This is a genomic window from Xylanibacter rodentium (assembly GCF_013166575.1).
Taxonomy (GTDB): Bacteria; Bacteroidota; Bacteroidia; order Bacteroidales; family Bacteroidaceae; genus Prevotella; species Prevotella rodentium.
In genome coordinates, this window is sequence record NZ_JABKKE010000019.1 from 68,839 (window position 1) to 74,838 (window position 6,000).

General features: G+C 49.1%; 3 protein-coding genes. All 3 read right to left on the reverse strand.

What is annotated here, in order from left to right:
- Positions 1-187: 187 nt before the first annotated feature.
- Genes thrC through thrA form a run of 3 tightly spaced genes read right to left on the reverse strand, consistent with a single transcriptional unit; the run spans position 188 to position 5,253 of the window.
- Entirely contained in the window at positions 188-1,489 is a 1,302-nt protein-coding gene (thrC, locus tag HPS55_RS11075) for a threonine synthase (protein ID WP_172178180.1), read from the reverse strand.
- 57 nt (positions 1,490-1,546) lie between these two features.
- Positions 1,547-2,821 (reverse strand): cofactor-independent phosphoglycerate mutase, encoded by a 1,275-nt coding sequence (locus HPS55_RS11080; RefSeq protein ID WP_172178181.1) that lies wholly within the window; start codon positions 2,819-2,821, stop codon positions 1,547-1,549.
- Positions 2,822-2,823: 2 nt separating this feature from the next.
- On the reverse strand, positions 2,824-5,253 hold the full coding sequence (gene thrA / locus HPS55_RS11085; protein WP_172178178.1) for a bifunctional aspartate kinase/homoserine dehydrogenase I: 2,430 nt from the start codon (positions 5,251-5,253) through the stop codon (positions 2,824-2,826).
- Positions 5,254-6,000 lie beyond the last annotated feature (747 nt).

Here is a 6,000-nt window from a genome sequence, read left to right on the forward strand (position 1 = left end):
TAATTGTTAATTGATGAATATGTTGTGTACGTAATATGGTTGTACAATAGTCAAAACCACGGAAAACCGTTATTAATGCTGATTGGATAAAAAAAGATTGGAGCGTGGATATGCCATGTGCGTGACATGGGGTGTATCCAGTTCTCCAATCTTTTTTCAGTGTAAATCTTCGTTGCGCGGGGCTGCGTCAGATACCCATAAGATAACTCTTGAAGTCATCAAAACGGTTGGACATGGGCACGCTCTGCTTCTCGCCTTTCATGAATTCAGCCAGTCGTGCCGGTATTTTCACTTCGGTGCCGATGATGGATTCTACCGTTTCCTTGAACTTTGCCGGATGGGCTGTCTCGCAGAATACGCCGTGCTCGCCTTCATGCAGACCTTCGGTCAGTGCACGATAGCCACAGGCACCGTGCGGGTCGAGCGTGTATCCTGTGTCGTGGTGGCATGCGGCTATGGCTTGGGTTATCTGTTCGTCGGTATATGTGGCGCCGCTTATCAACTCGGTAATCTGCGAGTGGCTGCCGCCGTAGAGGTCACAGATACGCGCGAAGTTGCTCGGGTCGCCCACGTCCATGGCGTTGGCGATGGTCTGGCGGCTTGCCTTAGGCTCGTATATGCCTGTTTGCAGATAGTTGTAGAATATGTCGTTGGCGTTGTTGGCGGCTATAAAGCGCTTTGCGGGCAGCCCCATGCGATGACCGAAGAGTGCCGCTGTTATGTTGCCGAAGTTGCCGCTTGGCACGCATACTACCAGATTGTCAGCCATGCCGCGTTCTTTCATGCGGGCATAGGCGTTGAAATAGTAGAAAGCCTGTGGCAGGAAGCGGGCCACGTTGATGGAATTGGCTGATGTGAGCTGCATGTGGCTGTTCAGCTCGTCATCCATAAATGCGCTCTTCACCAGTGCCTGACAGTCGTCAAACACGCCGTCGACCTCAATGGCGGTGATGTTGCGCCCCAATGTGGTGAACTGGCTTTCCTGGATGCGGCTCACTTTGCCTTTTGGGTAAAGCACGTGCACGTGTATGCCCTCTACTCCGAGGAACCCGTTTGCCACAGCCGATCCGGTGTCTCCGCTGGTGGCAACGAGCACATGCACCTTTCTGCTGCCGTCGCGGCGTATGAAGTATTGCAGCAGGCGGGCCATGAAACGTGCACCCACATCTTTGAAGGCAAGCGTAGGGCCGTGGAATAGTTCGAGTGAATAGATGTTGTCGGTGACGCGGACCACGGGACAGTCGAATTGCAGGGTGTCGCATACAATGCGACGCAACTCGCCGGCCTCGACATCTTCGCCGAAAAAGGCGTCGGCTACGGTGCAGGCTATTTCCCGGAATGTCATCTTGTCAATGTTTTCATAAAACTCTTTGGGCAGTGGCTTGATGCGCTCGGGCATGTAGAGCCCGCGGTCACCGGCCAGTCCTTTTACCACAGCTTCGTGAAGAGTGGCGAGAGGTGCTTTTTTGTTGGTACTGTAATATTTCATTGCTGTTTCTTTTTTTGTCATTGTTGTTCGTTTTGTATGAAACGGCCTGTGTCATTATCAACTGATATCCATCAGAGCTTTCATGAATTCGGTGGGATGCAGAAGGCCGTAACTGCCGTTCACGCAACTGCGTTCGTCATAAAGTTGCACGTTGTCGGGAACGATGCCGGGATGCCAGATGATGAAAGGCACAGGCTCGCTCACATGGGTGCGTATCTCCACAGGGGTGGGGTGGTCGGGCAGCACGGCTATACACACCGGAGTGTCGGTCCATGTGCTCACCTCGTCGTATATCGGTTTTATTATGCGGCTGTCCAGATAGTCTATCGTTTTCAGTTTCAGGTCGATGTCGCCGTCGTGTCCGGCCTCGTCGCTGGCTTCTATGTGCAGGAAGACAAAGTCGTCACCGCTCTTCAAGGCATTGATGGCGGCCGCGGCTTTGCCCTCATAGTTGGTGGTGTGCAGACCTGTGATTCCCTCCACGTCGATTCTGCGTAGACCGGCATAGCGGCCGATGCCGCGTATCAGGTCTACAGCCGATATCACCGAACCGCTCTTCACTTGAGGATACGTTTCACTGATGGTTTTCATCTGCGGGCGGTATCCTCCTCCCCACGGCCATATGCTGTTGGCTTTCACCTTGCGGTCTTTGTTGAAAGGATGGGCGGCAAGCAGCTCCTGTGACTTCAGTATGAGACTGTTGAGCAGTCCGGCCGTTTCCTCTGCGCTCAGTCCGGTTGTATTCATTATATTCTGCCCGGCGTCTTTTTCGTTGGTATGCAGCGGATTTTTGATTTTCTCTTCGCCTTTGATCATCAGTTTCCGCCACTCCTCGTTGGGATGGTCGTGTGGCGGAGCGCATACAAGATGCTTGTTGCCGCCGCGTATGATGAGCAGATGACGATATTGTATGCCTGTTACAAATTTCACGCGGTCGTTGCCGAGATGCTTGTCGAGATATTTTATGAGTATGTCTCCCTGCTCTGTTGTAAGGTGTCCGCCGTGGTGGTTCTTTATCCTTCCATCTTCCAATGTTATGATGTTGCACCTTAGCGCGAGATCGCCAGGTTGCATGTCGTAGCCTATGCTTGCCGCTTCGAGGGGGCCTCGTCCCTCATATACCTCGTCAAGGTCGTAACCGAGTATTGACGTGTTGGCTACTTCGCTTCCCGGATGATAGCCTTCGGGTATGGTCTGCAACCGACCGGTGCGCCCTTGACGGGCCAGCATGTTCATATATCGCGGTCGGGAATATTCGAGCAGTGTCTTGCCGCCGAGGCGTCCGACGGGATGGTCGGCCATTCCGTCGCCTAATATAATAATGTGTTTCATCATCAGATATTCGCTATCGACATTATATTTGCAAATACACCGGCCGCTGTAACTTCCGCTCCGGCCCCGTAGCCCTGTATGAGCATAGGATACTCTTTGTATCGCTCTGTGGTGAGCAGCACTATATTGTTGGATCCTTCCAGACCGTAGAAAGGATGATGACGGTTCACGGCTTCGAGACTCACTCTTGTTTTGCCATGGTCCATCTTTGCAACGAAACGCCAGCGTTGTCCGTTTGTCTCAAGCACCTTGCGCCTATCTTCAAAGCCGGCATCGAGCGCCGGCAGCTTCTGCCAGAACTCTTCAAGCGTTCCGTCAAACATGTTCTGCGGTATAAAGAGGTTTTTCTCCACATCATCTTGCTCTACCTTATATCCGGCCTCGCGTGTAAGTATCACGAGTTTGCGTACAACGTCCTTGCCGCTCAGGTCTATTCTTGGATCGGGTTCGCTGTAGCCTTGCTGCTTGGCCCGTCTGACAGTTTCCGAGAAAGGCACTTCGGACGACAGCTCGTTGAATATGAAGTTGAGGGTACCGCTGAGCACGGCTTCTATTTTCAGAATCCTGTCACCGGAATTGCGCAGGTCGTTGATGGTTCCGATGATGGGCAGGCCGGCACCGACGTTTGTTTCAAACAGATATTTAACGCCGCGGCGCATAGCAGTATCTTTAAGTTTTATATAGCTGTCGTAATCGTTGGATGCTGCAACTTTGTTGGCTGCCACCACTGAAATGTTGTGTTCAAGGAAAGTCTGGTACAGACCGGCAATTTCGGCGCTTGCCGTGCAGTCAACAAATACGCTGTTGAAAATGTTCATTCCGGTAACCTCATCCCTTATATGCCCGGTGCAGCTTTCTTCAGACAGCTCCAGAAGTTCTTTGTACTTGTCCAACTGTATGCCGTCGCGACAGAACACTGATTTGTGGCTGCTCATAATTCCCACGACGTTCAGTTTCAGACGTTGGCTATCCATCAGTTTGTTCTGCTGCATACGAATCTGTTCTATCAGGTTGCCACCTACTGTTCCAGTGCCGCAGATGAACAGGTTGAGAACTTTATATTCGCTCAGAAAGAACGAATCGTGGAGCACATTGAGCGATTTGCGGAGATATTTTGAACTGATGACAAACGAGATGTTCGTTTCCGAAGCACCTTGTGCACAGGCAATCACACTGATACCGCTTCGGCCGAGCGTACCGAAGAGTTTGCCTGCGATGCCGGGCGTGTGCTTCATGTTTTCGCCAACGATGGCTATTGTGGCAAGACCGCTCTCGGCGTGCATGGGGTACATGGCACCGGTTTCAATTTCCTTTGCAAACTCGTTGTTGAGCACTTTAACGGCCATAGTGGCATCTTCATCGCGGACACCGATGGAAGTGGAGTTCTCCGACGAAGCCTGCGACACCAGAAACACCGATATGCCATTGTCTGCCAAGGCGGTGAATATGCGGCGGTTTACACCGATGACGCCTACCATCGACAATCCTGTGACCGTGATAAGCGTTGTGCCTCCTATGCTCGATATACCTTTGATGGGTTTGCTGTCACCAGCAATCTTGTCTTTTATTATTGTTCCCGGTGCTTCCGGATTGAAAGTGTTTTTGACCTTAATAGGTATGTTCTTTACGCATACGGGATATATTGTTGGCGGATAGATTACTTTTGCACCGAAGTTACACAGCTCCATGGCTTCCACGTAGCTTAGTTCGGTGATGGTATAAGCTGATGGAATTACCCGCGGGTCGGCCGTCATGAATCCGTTCACGTCGGTCCATATCTCAAGCACTTCGGCGTCGAGGGCCGCTGCGACAATCGAGGCAGTGTAGTCGCTGCCGCCGCGTCCGAGGTTGGTTATTTCGCCGGATTTCTTGTCTGTGCTGATGAATCCGGGAATCAGTGCCACATGCGGTATCTGTCTGAATGTATGGCGCACCAGACTGTTTGTCAGTTCGCTGTCAAGCAGATGCTTGCCGTGTTTGAACTCGGTTTTGATAAATTCGCGGGAGTCATACCATTGAGCTCCTTCGATGAGTGTGGCTACTATATGGCTGCTCAGTCTCTCGCCATAGCTGACGATGGCTGCCAGTGTTTTCGGACTTAAATCTTTTATTAGGAATACTCCATGGTATATCGAGCATAATTCATTCAGCAGACTGTCTGTGACGTCCGATAGTTTGTCGTGCTTTTCCTTGTCTGTTATCACGGCATCTATCATGTCGTGATGACGTTTTACAATGGTGCCAAACTCATCCTTATACCGTTCGTCGCCTTTCACGGCCATCGTCGATGTCGATATAAGTTTGTCGGTAATCCCTCCGAGGGCACTTACTACGACGATTGTTTTCTGTTGTTGACCCTCTACTATTCTTTTCAGACTGAGGATACTTTCTACGGAACCTACGGATGTCCCGCCAAATTTTAATACCTTCATATTGTGTTGTTGATTGTTTATATATTCCCCTTGACAAATGGGGCTGCTTTTTCTTTCTGTATCGTTTAATCCGCAAAATTAGTAAGAATTATCTTTATAACCAACGTTTTTGTGAATAATTGAAAACAAAAGCGATTAAAATACTTATAAAATGATGTCTGGGTTTGTGGCTGAATAGTGTTTTTTATATTTAGCCTGGTTGCATACAAGTGGCTGAATGAGTGGTGCGAAGTTGGTGCAATGTCAAATTTCGGCACTGGGAGTTTCCCTTCGAAGTATGCTTTATTGAACTTGTCAAAGTATAGTGCCAATATATCTGTTGTGATGTTCATATGTTTTGCAAACTTAATTAAAATCCGTTTAAAAATCAAGCTAAATCATTAAAAAGTGACCGAATATTGATGTCTTTTTTGTTTTGTCGTTTTCCGGTTTCTGTCTCGTGGGCTTTCCGTGGCGTTCTTGTGTTAAAACGATGTTATTGACTTTAGTTTTTAAAGTTATTAGGATTACACCTTGAAGTCAATAACTTTACCGGGTAATCCTATTGACATCATTTTCCGGTCATGTCCTTATCATGTTATGGCTGGAGTCCCGTCGTCTTCTGATAAGGTGTCTTCCGTGTTCAGACAGTGTTCCCATAGTTTCTCATTTTTCCCGTTGTTCCTTTCCCTTTCATGCTATATAATAATGTGTCTCCTATCTTGCTGGTGTTGTTTTGTATGATTTTGCGAAAATTTTGCTTAAAAT

Coding starts and splice junctions, on each gene's coding strand:
- thrA (WP_172178178.1), bottom strand. CDS start 5,253: ATGAAGGTATTAAAATTTGGCGGGACATCCGTAGGTTCCGTAGAAAGT.
- thrC (WP_172178180.1), bottom strand. CDS start 1,489: ATGAAATATTACAGTACCAACAAAAAAGCACCTCTCGCCACTCTTCAC.
- HPS55_RS11080 (WP_172178181.1), bottom strand. CDS start 2,821: ATGAAACACATTATTATATTAGGCGACGGAATGGCCGACCATCCCGTC.